We start from the raw sequence: 15,476 nt of genomic DNA, 5'->3' as shown, positions 1-15,476 counted from the left end.
CATGGCCGATGACAACACCCCCGCCCCCGAGAGAAACGACGAAGACCGACTGCGTGATCTGCCGCCAGCGGCTCAGCGTGCGCTCGCCGAGGCTGAAGAACGGCGCAAGGCTGCTGCAGAAAAAACCATGCCGACAGAGCTTGGCGGACGCGACGGCCCTGAACCCGTCCGCTATGGCGACTGGGAAAAGGGCGGTATTGCGATTGATTTCTAGGCGCTTGGTTTAACGCAGCCGGAAGTCGGCGTAGTCGCCTTCTCCGCGATCCGTGGTGAATCGCATCTCGCGACCATCATATTGCACAAGCTGGCAGTTATACGGGATCTCGCGCTGGCCCCACATCATGGAGCGGCAAAAATACCCATCCTGCCATGACCATTCCCCGACAACGTCGCGACCGGCGGCGCGGCCCGCAATCTGCCCGTCTGGCAGGACCGCGAGCGACAGACCATAAATGCCAATGGTCAAATTGCGCCCATCCAGCGTTTGGAGGAATTGGTCGCGTTCGCTTAGCTTTTCCATGGCGTCGGCCGCAGTCGCGCCCAAAGTGAACAGCATGGCCACGGCAGTCAGAGTCGCAGTTCTCAGCATGATCGTTATCCCAACTCGGTTACGTCATACCTACGTCGGAACATGGCAATTGGATGTCTTCAGACCTCACAACCGCGTGAGAAGGCGGCCTGACGTGAGGTCTTAACCGTCTTTCAGGCCCAGCACGTCGAGCATGTCATAGGCGCCCGGCCCTTTATCCAGACCCCAAATCGCAGCCTTGAGCGCTCCCCGCGCAAAGATGGCCCTGTCCGTCGCCAAATGGCGCAGAACAATGCGTTCACCGGGTGCAGCAAAGAGAACGTCATGTTCGCCGACAATGTCGCCGCCGCGAATGTTCGAAAAGCCGATATGACCCCGCTCCCGCGCACCTGTGATGCCGTTTCTCGCGTCGTCGCGGACATCAGACAGCTTGACGCCGCGACCTTCGGCAGCGGCTTCGCCCAACATCAAGGCGGTGCCGGATGGCGCGTCTACTTTGTGGTGGTGGTGGGCTTCGATAACCTCGATGTCGAAATCCTCATCGAGCGCGGCAGCGACACGTTTCGTCAGTTGCACCAAAAGGTTCACGCCAAGGCTCATATTGCCCGCGCGCACGATGGTCGCGTGGCGGCTGGCGGGTTCAAGCGCGGCAATATCTTCATCAGTCATGCCCGTTGTGCCAATGACGTGAACCACGCGCGCCTGCGCGGCCAGTTCGGCAAAAGCCAGCGTCGCCGCCGGAGCGGTAAAATCAATCACGATCCGCGCCTTGGCAAATGCCTCGAGCGCGTCGTCAGTCACGGTCACACCCGACGCTGCGCCACCCATCGCTTCGCCAACATCGCGCCCAACCCAGTCATGACCGGGACGCTCAACAGCACCAACCAACGTGACCTTGTCCGACTCGGTCACGGTCTTGATCAGCATTTGCCCCATGCGGCCCGAAGCCCCGGTAATCACCACACCTGGCAGATCTGTCATGGCTGTTCCCCTTCTCGTGACGTCGCGACCTTTTGCCTGACGCAGGCGCGCTTGCAAAGCCTTCTTGGCAAGCGCCCTGAGGGTCCGTATCTGGGTCGCATGGCAAAGAACAGATTTCACGAAGGGTCCGGCCCATCTCAGCGCCAGTTGCGCGTTGGAGAATTGATCCGCCGGACGCTCTCAGAGGCGCTGGCCCGTGGCGATGTGCATGATCCCGATCTGGGGCGCATGTCGATCACCGTGTCGGAAGTCACGACCTCGCCCGATCTCAAGATCGCGACGGCCTATGTGATGCCATTGGGTGGCAACGGCCATGACGAGGCAATCGCGGCTCTGGCGCGCAACCGGGGCGAATTGCGCCGCATTCTGGGCCGCAAGTCGGACTTGAAATACACGCCTGACCTGCGGTTCCGCATCGACGAAACCTTCGACAAGATGGACGAGACCCGTGCGCTTCTTGCGCGTGAGGACGTGCGCCGTGATCTGGAGGATTAGCCTCTTTCTCTGGCTGGTGGCCATGGTCCCAGCATCTGCCGCAACCTGCGACAGAGTGAAGTTCGATGGCAATCGATATACCGTCTGCACCATCGACATGACCGCGTCCAACGTGCGCCTGTTTCTGCGGAATGAAGACGGCGTGCCTTATGCCCAGTTTGCGGCGCTGCCTGACGGCGTGCAGATCGCCATGAACGCAGGGATGTATCACGACGACCGGAGGCCGGTCGGTCACTACATCGAAGATGGCGAGACCGAGATGCGGGTGATCACCAACGCGGGCCCTGGCAATTTCGGCCTACTGCCGAATGGTGTGCTTTGCCTGAACGAGACAACCGCACAGGTCATCGAGACGCTCCGCTATGTGCGCGAGGCGCCCACCTGCACGCATGCCACACAATCCGGTCCGATGCTGGTGATCGACGGTGACCTGCACCCCCAATTCCTGATCGACAGCACAAGTCGCAAACGGCGCAACGGCGTGGGCACCAGCGCTGACGGTCAGACACTGTATTGGGCAATCACGGACAACGCCGTGACGTTTCACGAATTTGGTCGCCTGTTTCGGGATCACCTGAGCGTGCCGCAGGCGCTTTTTCTCGATGGTTCCATTTCGCGGCTCTATGATCCGGCCAACGGGCGCAACGACGCTGGGGCCGCCATGGGGCCGATCATTGCCGTCGTCGAATGACGACCAGATTGACGAACAGCGCGCGCGGCGATAGCACGCCCGCCTGAATTTCTGATGGATGAGGGTTGCACGTGGGACGGCGGCGCAAGGGACGTGATATTTCCGGCTGGGTGGTGATCGACAAACCGGCGGGCATGACCTCGACGGCTGTCGTGAACAAGGTCCGCTGGGCCTTTGACGCACAAAAAGCGGGACACGCAGGGACACTTGACCCAGAAGCCACCGGCGTTCTGGCCGTTGCCTTGGGCGAAGCAACCAAGACGGTGCCGTATATCACCGACGCGTTGAAAGCTTATCGCTTTACCGTGCGTTTGGGACAGGCGACCAACACCGACGATGCCGAAGGAGAGGTCATTGCCGAAAGCGCCGCGCGCCCGACCGATGACCAGATCAAGGATGCTTTGCTGCCGTTCATCGGGGACATCCAGCAAGTCCCGCCAAAATTCTCGGCTGTGAAAATCGACGGTCAGCGCGCCTACAAACTGGCCCGTGACGGGGAAGACGTGGAGATTGCTGCGCGCCCGCTTTGGGTCGAAGAACTGTTGCTGATCGACCGGCCTGACCCCGACCATGTCGAGCTTGAGATGACTTGCGGCAAAGGCGGCTATGTCCGCTCGATTGCCCGCGACCTCGGAGAGGCACTGGGATGCCACGGTCATGTGCGCGAATTGCGGCGCATTTGGTCTGGCCCCTTTGATGTCGAAGACGGCCTGACGCTAGACCAGATCGAAGAGCGCGCGAAACAGCCCGAGATCGACGCGTTCTTGCAACCGCTTGAAGTTGGTCTCGATGATTTGCCCCGTGTGCATTGCCCCGAAGCATCGGTTGCGAAACTGCGCAATGGCAACCCTGCCCTCGTGATGGGTGATGTGGACTATGGCGACGAATGCTGGGCGGCTCATGATGACCGTGCCATTGCAGTCGGTGTCTTCAAAGGCGGAGAGCTGCACCCGACCCGCGTTTTTGTTGGCGAAAGGGAGCGCCATTAAGAGAAGGGAGGTCCCGCCCGCCTCCCTCTTCGCCGCGTTCCGCGGCTATGACCATAGGGAGGCCGCTTCGCGGCGATTCAGGCCTCCGGCGGGAGTGCTTTAGGAAAGATGAAGAGCAGGCGGCGTAAGGCGGCTCCGAGCGTCCTCCCTTTTGGAGCCGTGGTTATGCGCTCACTTTCAAGACGATCTTGCCTATGTGGCCTGAGCTTTCCATGCGGGCATGTGCCTTTGCGGCATCTTCCAACGGGAACTCGCTATCCATAACGGGCGCTACGCGGCGTGCATCCAAAAGCGGCCAGACATGGGTGCGCAGTTGCTCGGCGATTTCCGCTTTGGCTTGATCGCTCTGCGGGCGCAGGGTGGAACCAGTGATCGTCAAGCGCCGCATCATGACCTGAGCAAAATTGAGTTCGACCTTCGAGCCTTGCAGAAATGCGATCTGAACAAGACGACCGTCATTGACGAGGGTTTTCACGTTGCGCGGCAGGTAAGAGCCGCCGACCATGTCAAGGATGAGATGCGCGCCGCCTTCGGCCTTGAGCACCTCAACAAAATCTTCATCCCGGTAATTGATCGCACGCTCAGCGCCGAGGTTGACGCAGGCCTCGCATTTTTCGGCGCTGCCAGCGGTCGCAAAGACGCGCGCGCCGAAATGCTTGGCCAGTTGGATAGCTGTCGTCCCGATACCAGAGGATCCGCCATGCACAAGGAACCGTTCACCGGCCGAGAGGCCCCCACGCATGAACACGTTGGACCACACGGTAAAGAAGGTCTCGGGAAGGCAGGCCGCCTCTTTGAGGCCCATTCCCTTGGGAACAGGGAGACAATGCGCGGCGGGCGTCGCGACGAATTCTGCATATCCACCACCGGGCAGAAGTGCGCAGACTTCATCTCCAACGGACAACTCGTCAACGCCCGGGCCGACTTCGACAATCCGTCCGGCGGCCTCTAGACCTGGCAGGTCACTGGCCGTGGGTGGCGGGGCGTAAAGGCCGGCGCGTTGCAGGGCATCGGGACGGTTCACACCCGCATAAGCCACTTGAATGATGACCTGCCCATGCCCTGCCACGGGGACCGGGCGCGACGTGGGAGTCAGCACATCGGGTCCACCGGCCTCGCGGATTTCGACGGCACGCATTTCGGTTGGGAGTTCTGTGGTCATGGGTCTTCCTTCAGCTTGACCCAGACCTTGCACCCTTCGCCCGTGTGGGCAAGTGCCTCGCGACGCGCTGGCCTAGCGGTTGCCGAAGCTTCCCGGCAATCCCATGCCACGGTTTTCGGACGGCGCTTTGATCCGGCTCAGCACCCAATTGGGTCCGGTCATCAATCGGCTGAGCACCGGATTGCCATTTACCTGCGCCTTGAGCTTTTCGAATTGCATGACGTTTTCAATGCGACGGTCGAGAAACGCCCAGGTCGCTTCGTGATCCATGCTGTCATCGCCCAGCCAATAGAGCACCGTCGATGAATACACCGCCGAAAGCGTGGCGCGTTTGGTATACCAGTTGACGTCAACAGAACTGTCGCCGAGTGCGGCCCAGATCGAGTCAGCAGTCCCCCAAATCAGCTTGGCACCCTCTGCCGCATTATGGGGCAGTGCAAAAAGAGTGGTGCCGCGGCGCACAGCCTCTTTATCCTCAATCAATTCCAGTCGAAGACGCACGGCGAGCGCGATTTTGTCTCGGAACCGCATATCCGCCATGTCCCGATCTTTCAGCGCCTTTACCATGGCCGCATCCCCGGCTTCGTGAAAGGCGATCGCCAGATCAAGTGCGCCCTTGGGACAGGCCATCCGCGCTGCTGCAGGGTCGACCTCGCTATCTCGAATCGCCGCGCGAAACGTCTCTTCTGACCAACCATCAAATGCGACATGCACCAGCGCGGCATCCAGAAGTTGCGACTTGACGGTATCATCAGGCGTTTGCATGGCGGGTCCTTGCGTTACAGGCGTTTGCAGACGTGCGGTCGCTGGACAACATAGCAGACCTCTGCTAAGTGGCCACCTCCTGCGACTTAACGCAATCAGATTAGAAAGGTGGTGAAAACCACATGCAGGTAAGTGTTCGCGACAATAACGTCGATCAGGCCCTCCGGGCTCTGAAGAAAAAGCTGCAGCGCGAAGGTGTCTTCCGCGAAATGAAGCTCAAGCAACATTTCGAGAAGCCGTCGGAAAAGAAAGCCCGTGAAAAGGCCGAAGCAATCCGCCGCGCCCGCAAGCTGGCACGCAAAAAAGCCCAGCGCGAAGGTCTGCTCTAAGCAGCCATTGCATGGCATGAATAGAAACCCGTTGCTTCGGCAGCGGGTTTTTTTGTGCCATTCGTCCGAATTAAAGACGGCCAGATTAAATACGGTGATCTTTTTGCAAATAGGGTTTGCAAAAGTTGGATTGACTTCGCCCGATTTGAAAATGCTATGTTGATCAGAGTTTTATCGATTTCGGTGGTGGACCGAATGCGTCTGGGGGGACGTGTGTATGTTGGAACTATTGATGCTGCTTGGCGGCGTGTTTGTTGCCGGAAACTTTTCAGGAACTGACGAAGACGACGTCCTGATCGGCAGCGAATTAGAAGACGAAATCAACGGAAAACGCGGAAACGACATTATCGCCGGTCAGGCAGGTGATGACGTGCTGCGGGGTGGGGATGGTGATGACACCCTGTTTGGCGGGGCCGGAACCGACATTCTCTGGGGGAATTCGGGCGATGATACGCTCGAAGACATCGGCGGGATTAAAAACAACCTGCATGGGCGCAATGGAAACGACGACCTATATTCCAGTGGGGCACTTGACAAACTGCGTGGAGGCGATGGTGCCGATAGCCTGACCGCTTTTGGGTCCGGCGCAGAACTGTTTGGCGAGGCCGGGAACGATACCATTGTCAGCGCTGGTATTTTTCAAGAGGTCTTCGGCGGCGCAGGCAAGGACAACATTCAGGCCACAGGGGATCGAGCCGAAATCGACGGCGGAGCAGGCGCCGATACGATTGAGGCCACGGGCAGGGGATCGCTGCTTGCCGGTGGGGACGGCGACGATTTTTTGGCTGGATCTGGAGATGACCAGAGCCTGTTTGGTGAAAACGGCAATGACGAAATTCGTAGCTTTGGGCTTGGAGCCTCCATTCGCGGCGGTTCCGGCGATGACCTGATCGTCGCCGAAGGCGGCCCGAGTGATGGCGGCACAGGTATCTCAGGCGGCGGTGGCGATGATCGGATCTTTGCAACCGAGGACACAATTACCGTCTTTGGACGCAATGGAGATGATCTGATTGTCACCGGTCAATTCAATGACAGCGTGAACGGCGGCGCGGGCGATGACCGCCTATTCACGGGATCCGGAAACGATGACATTCAAGGCGGAGCTGGCGACGATGTGATCGGCGCTGCCAAGGGCGGCGATACCGTGCGCGGTGGGCTTGGCGACGACATCATTCGCGGCGGCGCTGGGATCGATATCCTTCAAGGCGGTTTTGGCGAGGATGAGCTTTTGGGGGGACGTGACAACGACGTGATGTTTGGCGGCGCAGACAATGACGTCTTGATCGGCCAGCAAGGCAATGACGTCATGTTCGGCGACCTTGGCAATGATCTATTGATCGGAACCTACGGCGTTGACGAGAACGGCATGGCTGTGAGCGGCAACGCCGCAGATGCCGATGTCATGTTTGGTGGCGAAGGCGATGATCTACTGCACCTTGGGGCTGCAGATCGGGGGGTCGGCGGCGAAGGCGCGGACTCATTTTCGACTTCGACTGTGCTGTCTGACATTCCGACGATTGCCGATTTCAACGGCTCGGAAGATGTGCTGACGATCTATTTCGCGGATGCCGATATGATACCGACAGACGAGGAAACCGGCGGAGACTCCGCGACCGCACCAGCGCTTGATGACATCGACTTGGTGTTTGATCCCGAGACCGGTGACACCACTGTCCGCTTGAAAGGGCAGGACGTCGTGCTGCTAGAAGACACAGAACCAACCGACGTCGCGGTTGAGGATATCCGCATCCTGCCAATCAGCCAGTTGGAACAAGCCTACGCAGCCGTCTAGTCCCTTCACAGGGGCAAAGCGGTTGTCTGTACGACCTTGCGCAGGGCAAAGCTGGATTGCATGCCCTGCACACCGGGCAGCGATGCCAGATGCTTGCGATGGATACGGGCGAAATCGTCGGTGTCCGCGGCCACAACCTTGAGCAGGTAGTCGGCTGCGCCTGCCATCAGATGACATTCCAACACGTTGGGCACCTTGGAGACGGCGGCTTCAAACGCCTCTAACACATCATCGGTCTGACCGCTGAGCGTGATTTCGACATAGACGGTGGTAGACCGATCCACCTTGCGCGGTTCAACCAGCGCCACGTAGTCGCGGATGTAACCCTCGGCCTCAAGCCGCTGCACGCGACGGTGGCACGATGACGGCGCAAGGTTCACGCGCTCCGCGAGGTCCGCGTTTGAAATACGTCCCTGCTGTTGCAGGACGCTTAGAATGCTTCGGTCGGTGGGATCTAATTCCATGGCAGACGCCATACCCCATCCACCGCGCAGCAAAAAGCCCAACCAAACACGTGTCCGGTTGGGCCGATTTTAGCCTGCGTCTGGCTTACTGCTTGGCAAGCGCGTCGCGGATTTCCTGAAGCAGTTCGATCTCTGTTGGACCGGCGGGCTCTGCGGGAGCCTCTTCTTTTGCCTCTTCCTTCTTCTTGGCGCTGTTCACGGCCTTGACCAGCAGGAACACCACGAAGGCAATGATCAGGAAGTTGATGATCGCCATGATGAAGCGGCCATAGGCAAAGACGGCTGCGCCTGCTTCTTCTGCGGCACCGATATTTGCGAACTCGCCGTCGCCCAACAGGACGTAGAGGCCAGAGAAATCAATCCCGCCCAGGAAAAGGCTGATGATCGGATTGATCAGGTCGGCCACAAGGCTGCCAACAATGGCGGTGAACGCAGCACCGATGATGATACCAACGGCCATGTCCATGACGTTGCCCTTGGCGATGAAGTCTTTGAATTCTTGGATCATTGTTATCCCCAGTTCCCTTTATGAAAATGCGCAAGGCTTTTTCGATCAGGGCGCTGACGCGCACCCGGACCTGCCCTATCGCACATTTCTGACGCTTTTTTAGCGCTCACATTCGCTTACATCATGGGGAATGAAACAACGAGGGTCCCCATAAATGACCGATCTATCAGAATTCCCGATCACGCAACGCTGGCCCGCACAGGACCCGTCCGTCATTCAATTGTATTCGTTCCCGACACCAAACGGCGTCAAAGCTTCAATTGCGCTTGAAGAGCTTGGTTTGCCCTACGAGCCCCACAAGGTCACGCTGGCCGATGCAGACGTGAAGAGCGACGCGTTTCTGTCATTGAACCCCAATAACAAGATCCCGGCGATCATTGACCCAAACGGCCCGGGAGGAGCACCGATTGGCTTGTTCGAATCCGGGGCGATCCTGCTCTACCTCGCAGACAAGACGGGGCAACTCGCCGGCAAAGGTGCCGCCGAGCGCGCCAAGGTCACGCAGTGGCTGATGTGGCAAATGGGCGGTCTTGGCCCAATGTTCGGGCAAATGGGATTCTTCGTGAAATTCGCGGGATCAGAGATCGAAGATCCACGTCCACGGGACAGGTATATCAGTGAGGCCAAACGCCTGCTTGGCGTTCTGGATGGGCATTTGGACGGGCGCGCATGGGTGGCTGACGACTATTCCGTCGCCGACATCGCCATCGCGCCGTGGCTCCGCGCTTTGGATTTTTACGAAGCCAAGGATCTGGTGGGTTGGGATGATTTCACAAACGTCACCACCTACCTCGACCGCTTCCTGGACCGCCCTGCCGTTCAAAGAGGTCTGACAATACCGGCCCGGGACTAGTCACCAGATACACCGCAGCCCCGGACTCTGATCCGGGGCCTCTACCCTCAGGCAGGGGGTCCCGGATCAAGTCCGGGACTGCGTCAACGGCAAGCACCCAACGTCCCGGGCCTGACCCGGGACCTCGACTTCAAACGCGCAACGCCAAGCCATTGAGGCCCCGACTCAAGCCGTGGCCGAGGCTCCGGCGCGCATCCCATCCGCAATCTTCTCTGCCATCATGATTGTCGGCGCATTTGTGTTCCCGCCAACCAACCGTGGCATGATCGACGCATCGACGACGCGTAGCTTGCCGAGGCCATTCACGCGCCCGGCCGTGTCCACGACGGCGTCTGTGTCACTGCCCATGCGGCAGGTGCCGACTGGGTGGTAAATCGTATCCGCCCGCGCCCGAATATCCGCCTCAAGCGCGGCATCACTGCCATCATGGGCATAAAGCTGTTTGCCGCGCCACGGCTCAAGCGCAGGCGCTTGCATGATCTGTTCCATTTTCCGCGCACCAGTTTTCATCAAAGCCATGTCGCGTGGATCGGTCAGGAACCCGTTGTCGATGCGCGGCGGTGCGCCCGGGCGCGCAGACTGCAATCCGACCCGTCCCCGACTGAACGGTCTGAGCACGCAGACATGGCAGGAAAACCCGTATTGAAAGTGCAGCGTGCGCAGGTGATTATCGACGATCCCAACCACGAAATGCAGCTGTAGATCAGGCCGATCCAACCCTGGCTCCGATCTGAGGAACGCCCCACCTTCGGCCATGGGCGACGCAAAGAGCCCGCCGCCATCCTTCATCCAGCGCAAGCCCGCTCGACCCAGATCCAACAGCCCCCGCGGCCCAAGCCCAACGACATCCCGCCGTTTGGAGCGGTAGGACAGGATGTAATCCAAGTGATCCTGCAAATTGCGGCCAACGCCATCAGCCTCGTGAACGACGTCAATACCATGGGCGGCCAGCTCATCCCTCGGCCCTACGCCAGACAGCATGAGCAGTTGCGGCGACCCAAACGCCCCGGCGCATAGCACAACCTCGCGCCGCGCGTGGATATCGATCACTTTGCCCTTGTGCCGCGCGCGCAGACCCGTCGCTTGGGTTCCGTCAAAGAGCACTTTTTGCGCCGTTGCACGGGTCAAGATCGTCAGATTGGACCGTTGCCGGACGGATGCGGGCAGATATGCGGCAGCTGCAGAACACCTTTCGCCAGCACGCGCGCCATCGGCGAATTGAGTGACTTGATAAAGACCAGCCCCTTCTTGGCTTGGTCCGTTGAAATCCTGTGTCAGTAGCACCTGCGCCTGTTCTGCAGCTTGCAGGTACGCGTGTGATATCGCGCGCGGCTCGGCCTGATCCCGCACGCTGAGCGGACCGTCTGCGCCATGGAGGTCATCGGCTCCGCGTGTGTTGGCCTCTGACTTGCGAAAGTAGGGCAGCACGCTGTCCCAGTCCCAACCGTCACAGCCCAAGTCGGCCCATTCGTCATAGTCTTTGCGATGCCCACGGATATAGAGCATTGCGTTGATGGCACTCGACCCGCCAAGCCCCTTGCCGCGCGGATGAAAGCCGGTGCGCCCGTCCAATTCGGCCATCGGTGCCGATTTGAAGGCCCAATTGTTGATCTTTGGGCGTCCGGACACCATCGCCGCGACCAATGCAGGGGCACGCACAAAGATGTCACGCCCGTTACCTCCTGCTTCGATGAGGCAGACGGTGGCATCCGCGTCTTCGGACAAACGAGACGCCAGCACGGACCCCGCACTGCCGCCACCAACGATGATGTAATCAAATTCCATGGACGCGAGCGTATCCGCCCGCGCCGCTCAGACAAGCTAACCGGGCAGTTCGCCAGTCAAAACGTAACGTAGCATTTGGACCACCTGCTCTGGCGTCTCGCAAACCGCGAGCGCAGCGGCATCAACCTCTTTCAAGGCATGCTGATGATCAGCGCCGTGCATGACGATGATCGATTTGCCCAGCGCCGATGCATAGCCCGCATCAAAGGCGGCATTCCACTGCTTGTACTTGTCGCCAAAGCGCACGACGACGATATCCGCCTCTTCGATCCCCTTGCGGGTGCGCATGGCATTCAGCTTTGCACCTTTGTGGTCGTGCCAGAACTTCTGCTCCTCCGCGCCCATGATCGCCACACCGCAATCATCGCTTGCAGCGTGATCTGTCACCGGCGCGCTGAATGACACGTTCAGCCTAGTGGACCCCTCGATGATTTGGTCCCGCCAGTCCGTATGAATTTCGCCGCTGAGGTATACGCTTAGGTGCATGGGTCTTCTCCTTTTGAGAGGGAGGTAGGGTGCGCTGTGCGCACCGCCACCCTACCCGCGCAGTGTACCGCCTGTAGCTTTGGTCACCTTGTCGACGATCTTGGCACTCACGGCTTCGATATCGGCATCCTTCAGCGTGGCGTCCTTGGGCTGCAGGCGCACGGTGACGGCGATGGATTTCTTATCCTCGCCCAGCGCGCCACCGATGAACTCGTCAAAGACGCGCACATCCTCAATCAGAGCTTTGTCTGCGCCGGCCGCCGCGTTGACCAGTGTCAGCGCCTCGACCTTGGCATCCACCACAAAGGCAAAGTCACGCTCAACCGCTTGCAGATCGCTCAGCTTCAGCGCAGGCCGTGCTGTGCCTTTGGAACGTTTGGCCGGGATCGCGTCGGGCCAGATGGTGAAACCAACTGCCGGCCCTTTCACGTCCATGGCGCTCAGGATCTTGGGGTGGATTTCGCCGAACACGCACAAGGCATTCTTGCCCAGCGCCATCACGCCCGAACGGCCCGGGTGCCATGTCGCATCGGCATCCCGCCTGATTTGAACCTTGGCAGGCGCGCCAAGTGCCGCCAGCACGGCCTCGGCATCGGCCTTGGCGTCGTAGACATCCACGGCGCGGCGTGCGCCATGCACATCCTTGGGCCCGGTGTGGCCGATCAGCAGACCCGTCACTTGTGTTTCCTGCTGGCCCGGATTGCCACCTGTAAATGCTGGCCCAACTTCAAACAGGGCAACATCCGCGAACCCGCGTGCCTGATTGCGCGCTGCGGCCTGCAGCAAGCCGGGCAACAATGCTGGACGCATGTGGCTCATGTCCGATGAAATCGGATTCTCCAACTCAGTGTCTTCGGTCCCACCCCCAAAAAGCTGTGCCGATGCCTGATCAATGAACGTGTAGGTGACACATTCGTTGTAGCCCAAGGCAGCAGCAGTCCGCCGTGCGATCTGTTCGCGTTTTTGGGCGGGTGTCAGGATGGCTTTCGGCACGCCTGTTGGGCGCGGCAGGGGTTTACCCTCAAGCTTGGTCAGGGACGCCATACGCGCCACTTCCTCAACCAAATCGGCCTCGCCCAGCACATCAGGCCGCCAAGACGGCACATGCGCCATGTCGCCTTCCATGACAAAGCCAAGGTCGGTCAGCGTCTTGCGCTGCACGTCGGCTGGAATCTCCATCCCAACGAGGCTCTGAACGCGGTCCGTGTCCAAGCGATACGCGCGCGAGGTATCCGGGATGGTCCCGGCCACGACGACATCCGAAGCCTCTCCGCCCGCATGATCCATGATCATCCGCGTGGCGTGTTCCAAGCCAATCGGCGTCCATTCGGGGTCAATCCCACGTTCAAACCGATAACGCGCGTCGGAATTGATCTTGAGTGCGCGGCCCGTATAGGCGGTACGCACCGTGTCAAAATAAGCCGCTTCGATGAAGACATTGGTCGTCTCTTCTGTGCAGCCAGAGTGCAGACCACCCATGACGCCGCCGATGCTTTCGGGTCCGTTGTCATCGCTGATCACGACCATGCCGGGTTCAAAGGTGTATTCCTTTTCATCCAGCCCCGTGATCGTCTCGCCCCCCTTGGCGCGATGCACGCGCAGGGCACTGCCAGCGACCTTATCCGCGTCAAAGACGTGGAGCGGGCGGTTACGGTCGTAGGTGAAGAAGTTCGTCACATCGACGAGGAAGCTGATCGGGCGCAGGCCAATCGCACGCAATGCCGTTTGAAGCCAGTCCGGCGACGGGCCGTTTTTCACACCTTTGATCATCCGGCCGTAAAAGACCGGACACACATCCAGCGTATCCTCATCGATCGTCACGCTGACCGGGCAAGGGAAAGTGCCCGGCACCGGGTCGGTATCACGGGCCTTCATCGTGCCCAGACCGCGTGCCGCCAGATCGCGCGCAATGCCGCGCACACCCAGCGCGTCGGGGCGGTTTGGCGTGATGGCAATTTCGATCACCGGATCAACCTTGGCCGGGTCGTTTTGCTCCAGCCAATCGACAAAGCTGTCACCGACCTCGCCCGAAGGCAGCTCAATGATGCCGTCGTGTTCGTCTGACAGCTCCATCTCGCGCTCGGAGCACATCATGCCGTAGCTTTCGATGCCGCGAATCTTGCCGACGCCAATCGTTGTGTCGATGCCCGGTACGTAAACCCCTGGCTTGGCGATGACGACGGTGATCCCTGCCCGGGCATTTGGGGCGCCACATATGATCTGTGTCATGCCATCGGCGGTCTCGACCTGACACACCTTCAGCTTGTCAGCGTCAGGGTGCTTCTCGGCCTCTTTCACCTTGCCGATGGTAAAATCCTTGAGCCGCGCGCCCCGGTCTTCGACGCCTTCAACCTCTAGGCCCAGATCGGTCAGGGCATAGGTGATCTCGTCCAGCGTTGCGGTCGTTTCCAGATGGTCTTTCAACCAGGACATGGTGAATTTCATCACGGGGCCTCGTCAGCGGGGGTCAGCTTGGGACGCGCGCGCGCCCTAGTTTGCTGGACCACATAACCGACGCATGGACCAAGTTCCAGCGGCCATCGTCGCCCAGTCCTAGATCGCGTCCAGCCCACCTGCACCGTCCCCTCGAACGGAGGCGCGTGTGGTGTCGATCAAGGTCGCCGATTGCTGTGCCAGACTGCGGATTTCATCTGCGATGACCTTGAAACTGCGTCCGCTTTCTCCCCCGGCGCGCGCTGCCTCAACCGAGGCATTGAGCGAGATCAGATGGATCATGCGGCCAATCTGTTCGACCTCAGAAAACATTGAATCCAAAGCGGCCATGCGTTCCCTGTTCAACGCTTTCTTGGCGGCCTCTGCTTCTTTCTGGAACCCGCGCACCCAAGCAGTCATGTCCAGGATGGCTGGCACACCGCGGACCCGCACGCAGCGGGTGATCCCGGCGGCCATCTCGGGCGTCATATCGATGACCTCGTCGGGTTGAGGTATTGACGCAAATGCCGCGCTCACGCTGTCCAAATCTGCGCGCCAAGGCCCCATCCGTTCATCGCCGCATTTCATGAGTGGGTTTGCAAGGATCGCAGTGACAGCGCCATCGAATTGCGCGCAAAAGGTCTGAACCAGTTTGTGCAAACTGCGCCGCTCGTCCTCGGGTGCGGTTGCCACCTCGATCACGATCGCGCCTACATTCAACGCAAAACCTTGTGCCGCGCGCAGGGTTGTCAGCAATGCAACGACGTCTGCTGGGCGGGCTTCAGTCATTGGCGGGAACCCGTGCCTTGGGCCAGACCGCCACCGATGTTCCTGGATGTCCTACGTGCCCACCGCCGACCCCGAATGGGACTAGCGGTTGGGTTGGCTCATCCCAAAAATGCTGTCTGTTCACCGACCAACCTCATGCGCCATAGGGTCGGCATGATAATTATGCACGCGGCCTTAAGCCCCGGTTAATCGCGCCTCTTGGTCGTTGGCGCAGCTTCGCGTGCCTTTAACCATCGCGACACGCCATAGGCTGGCAATAGGATCACTGCCCACCCCGCCGCATTGATCAACGTCAGGCGCAAAGCCACATCGCGCGGTGTATCCGACAGCCAAAGCGCCACATGCCCGCCAACCACGAACATGATCAACAATGGCCCAAGCCAAGGCCACACCTTTTGATACCAGTATGTTTTATGCGCCATGCC

18 protein-coding genes are annotated in these 15,476 nt (G+C 59.7%); 7 read left to right on the top strand and 11 right to left on the bottom strand.

The window, feature by feature from the left end; genetic code table 11:
* Position 1 precedes the first annotated feature (1 nt).
* Positions 2-214 carry a DUF1674 domain-containing protein gene (locus tag FE702_RS15010; RefSeq protein ID WP_147127137.1) on the top strand — a complete coding sequence of 71 codons (213 nt, stop codon included), beginning with the start codon at positions 2-4 and terminating at the stop codon, positions 212-214.
* Between the two features lie 9 nt (positions 215-223).
* Here FE702_RS15010 and FE702_RS15005 read toward each other — a convergent pair whose 3' ends face one another.
* Positions 224-589, bottom strand: a complete 366-nt coding sequence (locus FE702_RS15005; protein ID WP_147127136.1) for a dihydrodipicolinate reductase — start codon at positions 587-589, stop codon at positions 224-226.
* Between the two features lie 102 nt (positions 590-691).
* Positions 692-1,510 carry a 4-hydroxy-tetrahydrodipicolinate reductase gene (gene dapB / locus FE702_RS15000; protein WP_147127135.1) on the bottom strand — a complete coding sequence of 273 codons (819 nt, stop codon included), beginning with the start codon at positions 1,508-1,510 and terminating at the stop codon, positions 692-694.
* A 99-nt stretch (positions 1,511-1,609) separates the two neighbouring features.
* Here dapB and rbfA point away from each other — a divergent pair, with 99 nt between their 5' ends.
* The 3 genes from rbfA (at position 1,610) to truB (ending at position 3,685) form a co-directional block, all read left to right on the top strand.
* The gene (rbfA, locus tag FE702_RS14995; RefSeq protein WP_147127134.1) at positions 1,610-2,005 is read left to right on the top strand and encodes a 30S ribosome-binding factor RbfA; all 396 of its coding nucleotides are present in this window, start codon (positions 1,610-1,612) and stop codon (positions 2,003-2,005) included.
* A 22-nt stretch (positions 2,006-2,027) separates the two neighbouring features.
* Positions 2,028-2,696, top strand: coding sequence for a phosphodiester glycosidase family protein (locus tag FE702_RS14990; RefSeq protein ID WP_147127458.1), 669 nt, complete (start codon positions 2,028-2,030; stop codon positions 2,694-2,696).
* A 71-nt stretch (positions 2,697-2,767) separates the two neighbouring features.
* A complete protein-coding gene (gene truB, locus FE702_RS14985; RefSeq protein WP_147127133.1) occupies positions 2,768-3,685 on the top strand; it encodes a tRNA pseudouridine(55) synthase TruB in 918 nt (305 codons plus the stop codon).
* Between the two features lie 163 nt (positions 3,686-3,848).
* Here the strand turns inward: truB and FE702_RS14980 are convergent, their stop codons facing one another.
* Positions 3,849-4,847 (bottom strand): NAD(P)H-quinone oxidoreductase, encoded by a 999-nt coding sequence (locus FE702_RS14980; protein WP_147127132.1) that lies wholly within the window; start codon positions 4,845-4,847, stop codon positions 3,849-3,851.
* Between the two features lie 72 nt (positions 4,848-4,919).
* Complete coding sequence (locus tag FE702_RS14975; RefSeq protein ID WP_147127131.1) at positions 4,920-5,612, bottom strand: COQ9 family protein; 693 nt, start codon at positions 5,610-5,612, stop codon at positions 4,920-4,922.
* Positions 5,613-5,734: 122 nt separating this feature from the next.
* On the opposite strand from FE702_RS14975, the gene rpsU reads away from it, so the two are divergent.
* Together rpsU and FE702_RS14965 are read left to right on the top strand one after the other, a co-directional pair.
* Positions 5,735-5,941 carry a 30S ribosomal protein S21 gene (gene rpsU, locus FE702_RS14970; RefSeq protein ID WP_005614280.1) on the top strand — a complete coding sequence of 69 codons (207 nt, stop codon included), beginning with the start codon at positions 5,735-5,737 and terminating at the stop codon, positions 5,939-5,941.
* A gap of 217 nt (positions 5,942-6,158) precedes the next feature.
* Positions 6,159-7,733: a calcium-binding protein gene (locus FE702_RS14965; RefSeq protein ID WP_147127130.1), complete on the top strand. Its 1,575-nt coding sequence runs from the start codon at positions 6,159-6,161 to the stop codon at positions 7,731-7,733.
* Between the two features lie 5 nt (positions 7,734-7,738).
* Here the strand turns inward: FE702_RS14965 and FE702_RS14960 are convergent, their stop codons facing one another.
* Positions 7,739-8,197, bottom strand: coding sequence for an Lrp/AsnC family transcriptional regulator (locus FE702_RS14960; RefSeq protein WP_147127129.1), 459 nt, complete (start codon positions 8,195-8,197; stop codon positions 7,739-7,741).
* 85 nt (positions 8,198-8,282) lie between these two features.
* On the bottom strand, positions 8,283-8,705 hold the full coding sequence (gene mscL, locus FE702_RS14955) for a large conductance mechanosensitive channel protein MscL (protein ID WP_147127128.1): 423 nt from the start codon (positions 8,703-8,705) through the stop codon (positions 8,283-8,285).
* A 154-nt stretch (positions 8,706-8,859) separates the two neighbouring features.
* Here mscL and FE702_RS14950 point away from each other — a divergent pair, with 154 nt between their 5' ends.
* Positions 8,860-9,558, top strand: coding sequence for a glutathione S-transferase family protein (locus tag FE702_RS14950; protein ID WP_147127127.1), 699 nt, complete (start codon positions 8,860-8,862; stop codon positions 9,556-9,558).
* Positions 9,559-9,723: 165 nt separating this feature from the next.
* On the opposite strand, the gene FE702_RS14945 is transcribed toward FE702_RS14950, so the two are convergent.
* The 5 genes from FE702_RS14945 to FE702_RS14925 form a co-directional block, all read right to left on the bottom strand.
* On the bottom strand, positions 9,724-11,343 hold the full coding sequence (locus FE702_RS14945; RefSeq protein ID WP_147127126.1) for a GMC family oxidoreductase: 1,620 nt from the start codon (positions 11,341-11,343) through the stop codon (positions 9,724-9,726).
* A gap of 36 nt (positions 11,344-11,379) precedes the next feature.
* On the bottom strand, positions 11,380-11,829 hold the full coding sequence (locus FE702_RS14940; protein ID WP_147127125.1) for a YtoQ family protein: 450 nt from the start codon (positions 11,827-11,829) through the stop codon (positions 11,380-11,382).
* A gap of 51 nt (positions 11,830-11,880) precedes the next feature.
* Positions 11,881-14,274 (bottom strand): phenylalanine--tRNA ligase subunit beta, encoded by a 2,394-nt coding sequence (gene pheT / locus FE702_RS14935; RefSeq protein ID WP_147127124.1) that lies wholly within the window; start codon positions 14,272-14,274, stop codon positions 11,881-11,883.
* 108 nt (positions 14,275-14,382) lie between these two features.
* The gene (locus tag FE702_RS18955; RefSeq protein ID WP_147127123.1) at positions 14,383-15,051 is read right to left on the bottom strand and encodes a methyl-accepting chemotaxis protein; all 669 of its coding nucleotides are present in this window, start codon (positions 15,049-15,051) and stop codon (positions 14,383-14,385) included.
* Between the two features lie 185 nt (positions 15,052-15,236).
* Entirely contained in the window at positions 15,237-15,473 is a 237-nt protein-coding gene (locus tag FE702_RS14925) for a phenylalanyl-tRNA synthetase subunit beta (protein WP_255449703.1), read from the bottom strand.
* Between the last annotated feature and the right edge of the window lie 3 nt (positions 15,474-15,476).

The sequence above is a fragment of the Shimia ponticola genome, assembly GCF_007995215.1.
Taxonomy (GTDB): Bacteria; Pseudomonadota; Alphaproteobacteria; order Rhodobacterales; family Rhodobacteraceae; genus Shimia_B; species Shimia_B ponticola.
Note: the sequence above shows the minus strand (reverse complement) of the source record. Positions and strands in the feature narration are given on the sequence as shown.

Bases quoted from the DNA above. Each gene is read 5' to 3' on its own strand.
- FE702_RS14975 (WP_147127131.1), bottom strand. From the start codon at position 5,612: ATGCAAACGCCTGATGATACCGTCAAGTCGCAACTTCTGGATGCCGCG.
- FE702_RS18955 (WP_147127123.1), bottom strand. From the start codon at position 15,051: ATGACTGAAGCCCGCCCAGCAGACGTCGTTGCATTGCTGACAACCCTG.
- FE702_RS14960 (WP_147127129.1), bottom strand. From the start codon at position 8,197: ATGGAATTAGATCCCACCGACCGAAGCATTCTAAGCGTCCTGCAACAG.
- dapB (WP_147127135.1), bottom strand. From the start codon at position 1,510: ATGACAGATCTGCCAGGTGTGGTGATTACCGGGGCTTCGGGCCGCATG.
- FE702_RS14925 (WP_255449703.1), bottom strand. From the start codon at position 15,473: ATGGCGCATAAAACATACTGGTATCAAAAGGTGTGGCCTTGGCTTGGG.
- FE702_RS14990 (WP_147127458.1), top strand. From the start codon at position 2,028: ATGGTCCCAGCATCTGCCGCAACCTGCGACAGAGTGAAGTTCGATGGC.
- FE702_RS14950 (WP_147127127.1), top strand. From the start codon at position 8,860: ATGACCGATCTATCAGAATTCCCGATCACGCAACGCTGGCCCGCACAG.
- FE702_RS14940 (WP_147127125.1), bottom strand. From the start codon at position 11,829: ATGCACCTAAGCGTATACCTCAGCGGCGAAATTCATACGGACTGGCGG.
- mscL (WP_147127128.1), bottom strand. From the start codon at position 8,705: ATGATCCAAGAATTCAAAGACTTCATCGCCAAGGGCAACGTCATGGAC.
- rpsU (WP_005614280.1), top strand. From the start codon at position 5,735: ATGCAGGTAAGTGTTCGCGACAATAACGTCGATCAGGCCCTCCGGGCT.
- pheT (WP_147127124.1), bottom strand. From the start codon at position 14,274: ATGAAATTCACCATGTCCTGGTTGAAAGACCATCTGGAAACGACCGCA.
- FE702_RS15005 (WP_147127136.1), bottom strand. From the start codon at position 589: ATGCTGAGAACTGCGACTCTGACTGCCGTGGCCATGCTGTTCACTTTG.
- FE702_RS14980 (WP_147127132.1), bottom strand. From the start codon at position 4,847: ATGACCACAGAACTCCCAACCGAAATGCGTGCCGTCGAAATCCGCGAG.
- FE702_RS14965 (WP_147127130.1), top strand. From the start codon at position 6,159: ATGTTGGAACTATTGATGCTGCTTGGCGGCGTGTTTGTTGCCGGAAAC.
- rbfA (WP_147127134.1), top strand. From the start codon at position 1,610: ATGGCAAAGAACAGATTTCACGAAGGGTCCGGCCCATCTCAGCGCCAG.
- FE702_RS14945 (WP_147127126.1), bottom strand. From the start codon at position 11,343: ATGGAATTTGATTACATCATCGTTGGTGGCGGCAGTGCGGGGTCCGTG.
- FE702_RS15010 (WP_147127137.1), top strand. From the start codon at position 2: ATGGCCGATGACAACACCCCCGCCCCCGAGAGAAACGACGAAGACCGA.